Source organism: Kaarinaea lacus, from assembly GCF_975902315.1.
Genome location: NZ_CDLKIE010000194.1, coordinates 1 through 3,585, shown reverse-complemented (window position 1 = coordinate 3,585; position 3,585 = coordinate 1). Strand labels below are relative to the sequence as shown.

Here is a 3,585-nt window from a genome sequence, read left to right as displayed (position 1 = left end):
GTTTGGCCCTGTTTTTGTTTCCGTTGTGCAACTTTTTCGTCCAGCTTTCGTTTCTTGCCTGGTTTGTTATCCTTGCCTGTTTCATCGGTCAGGCGCATGGATAAGCTGACACGTTTACGATCAACATCCACTTCCATGACTTTTACTTTGACGACTTGCCCAGTTTTCACAACATCTCGCGGATCTTTTACAAATGTATCTGATAAAGCAGAGATGTGTACCAGGCCATCCTGATGGACGCCAACGTCTACGAAAGCACCAAAGTTTGTGACGTTGGTTATCACTCCTTCCAGTATCATCCCGGATTCTAAATCCTGGAGTGTTTCTACGCCATCCTTAAAGCTGGCGGTTTTGAATTCGGGGCGAGGATCACGGCCGGGTTTATCCAGTTCCAGTAAAATATCGCGCACGGTCAATTCACCAAATTGGCCATCAGCGTAATCATTAGCAGCAATGCCTTTGAGAAATATGCTGTCGCCGATGACATCCGTGATGTTGCGTTTGGTGGTTTTAAGAATTTTTTCCACGACAGGATAAGCCTCTGGATGAACGGCTGAGGCGTCTAACGGATTTGAACCATTTTGTATACGCAAAAATCCAGCAGCCTGTTCGAATGCCTTGGGTCCAAGACGAGGGACTTTAAGTAGCTGCTGTCGATTATCAATAACGCCATTTGTTTCGCGAAATGCGACTATATTTGAAGCCATGGTTTCGCTCAAGCCTGCTACTTTCGAGAGCAAAGGGATAGATGCTGTATTAACTTCAACGCCTACGGCGTTAACACAATCTTCGATCACCGCATCCAGCTTGCGTGCCAGTTGGGTCTGGTTAACATCATGTTGATATTGGCCCACACCGATAGACTTGGGTTCTATTTTAACTAGCTCGGCTAATGGATCCTGCAAACGGCGAGCAATGGAGACTGCGCCTCTGTAGGAAACGTCAAGGTCTGGGAACTCTTTTGCAGCCAGCTCAGATGCGGAATAGACGGATGCTCCAGCTTCACTGACAACAAGACTGGTTAATCGTAGCTCTGGATGGCGATTGATAAGCGCATGTACCAGTTTATCGGTTTCACGCGAGGCGGTACCATTGCCGATGCTGACCAGGTCAACCTTATGCTTTTCTGCCAGTTTAGCCAGTACCGAAAGCGATTCATCCCACTGGTTTCTGGGTGCGTGCGGAAAGATCGTCGTGTAGTCCAGCAATTTACCGGTTTGATCAACAACCACAACTTTTACGCCAGTGCGTAAACCGGGGTCCAGGCCCATACACGCGCGCATACCAGCCGGAGCGGCAAGCAACAGGTCGCGTAGATTTTCTCCAAATACTCGAATGGCCTCTGCTTCGGCAGTTTCGCGTAAACGCAACAACAACTCGACCTCAATGCGTAATGATATTTTGGCCCGCCATGCTAATTTCGCTGAATCCAGCAACCAGGTATCTGCAGCACGATTTTGTTGTGATAGAGAAAAATGTCTGGCAACCATACTATCGCAAACACCCAGCTGCGAAATATTATCCAGATCATCCTGTCCCGTGATGTGAAACTTGATACGCAATACGCCTTCATCGCGTCCTCTAAACAGGGCTAGTGCGCGGTGAGATGGTATCGCTTTAACAGGTTCTGCAAACTCAAAGTAATCAGCAAACTTGGCACCCTTTACCTCTTCACCTTTAATTACTGAAGACGTCAGTTGTGCGTGCTCCCAAACATGGTTTCGTAGTTGACCTACCAGATCAGCATCATCACCGGCGCGTTCCATGAATATTTGTCGCGCGCCTTCAAGAACAGTTGCTGTATCCTTGAAACCGGCTTTTTCGTTAATATAATTCTTTGCCAGGGTTTCTGGGGTTTGTGTGGGATCGCTTATTATTTCGTCCAGCAAGGGCTCTATACCGGCTTCGCGCGCTATTTGAGCTTTAGTGCGTCGTTTTGGTTTATAAGGTGCGTATAAATCTTCAAGGCGTGTTTTCGTGTCTGCATCCAGTATTTCTTTTTTTAATTCAGGCGTTAGTTTTTTCTGTTCATCAATAGACTTTAGTATCGAAGTGCGGCGTTCTTCCAGTTCACGTAAATAAGTCAAACGCTCTTCGAGTTGTCGCAATTGCGTGTCATCCAGACCATTAGTAACTTCCTTTCGATAGCGGGCTATAAAAGGAACCGTTGCGCCTTCATCGAGTAATGTTATAGCAGCTACTACCTGTGATTTTTTAACACTTAGTTCTTCTGCGATACGTAAAACGATATCCATATATAATTAACTACCCGAGAATTGATATTGATTTAATGGGAGACTGCAGAGTGTACCAGAACGCTATTTGTTGTACAGTGGCATAGAGGAAAAAATGACAGATATGATATTGTGCCAGGAGTACCAGTGAATCCGGTCAGCATTCTTTATTGCTAATCATGCCAGCTTTGATTTTAGTGCTAGCCATTACTGCCGTGCGTTGTTAGAAGTCTGGTTGATTTTCATGTTGTTGAACTACTTGCGCCTGGGTTTGTGAGGGTGCCTTTTGCTGGCTATCTATCGCTTCAACCAATGGTATCTTCGGATTCCATTGCATCCATTCTTCTTCTGGTTCATCGTATATCTCAAATAGCGAATCACTGTTGGCCACCTTGCCAATATCCTTGTTGTTTGGTGTAGAAAACGCGATGCCACCCTTGAGAAGACTTTCCATGGTCGTAGTTTCCATTTTACTGCCAAATAGACTAAATTTAACCGCAAAACCGCTTACATTCCAAAATTTGCTGTTTGTTCTTACCAATGGCGCGTATTTTTTTTCAACGCTGGCGGTGATAATTATTTGGTCTGCTGTATTCGCCAGTTCATAATGTTCAATTTTCCCTACCTGTATCTGGCGGTAGTACACCGGCAAATTTGCTTTTAGGGAGCCCAAATGTGACGCGCGCAATTTAAAATATACTTTATCAGGCTGGTGATACCTGGAGTTAATTACATTGTAGTCACTGTAGAGAGTGAATATATCGCCTTGTTTGCAAGCGACAGCATTGGTGTCGTATTGCGGTGTCTCAAAAGAAATACCGCCGCTAATAATACTCTTTAGTGACTGGGTGTTAACTTTAACGCCTTTACCCAGGCTTGCTTCAACTTGTACGCCGCTAGCGTTCCAAAAACGAGAATTTCTATTCACCAGATTGATGTACTGCTGATGAATAAATATGTTTATGACGATGTTATGTGATTCGTTGAGTTTATAGCTTTCAACTTCGCCCACTTTAACCTTCTTGTAGTAAACAGGGGCGCCGTGACTCAATGAACCTAGCTCATTGGCCTCAAGTACCAGACGCAGCCCCTCAGTGTTTCTGATGTCGACAGGTTTCTGCTCTAGACCGGCAAATCGAGTTTTCTCAGGACCGTCACCAGGATGCAGTTCAATGTATGGCCCGGTTATTACTGTTTCCAGGCCGGACACTTCTGACAATCCGAACCTGGCGCGCACAATCCAGAAGCGTGTATTGGCTCTGGCAAATTTTGCGGCAGCTTTATCCAGTAAGGCAGTGACTGTAACACTTTTAAGGTCATCATTTAGTTTTACGTCTTTTATTTTACCAAT

At 45.2% G+C, this 3,585-nt stretch carries 2 protein-coding genes; both read right to left on the bottom strand.

What is annotated here, in order from left to right:
• A partial coding sequence (locus ACWVCM_RS05745) for a Tex family protein (RefSeq protein ID WP_455200765.1) occupies positions 1-2,255 on the bottom strand: 2,255 nt, incomplete at its 3' end.
• Positions 2,256-2,457: 202 nt separating this feature from the next.
• The coding region (locus ACWVCM_RS05740) for a PqiB family protein (protein ID WP_455200764.1) at positions 2,458-3,585 on the bottom strand (1,128 nt) is incomplete at its 5' end.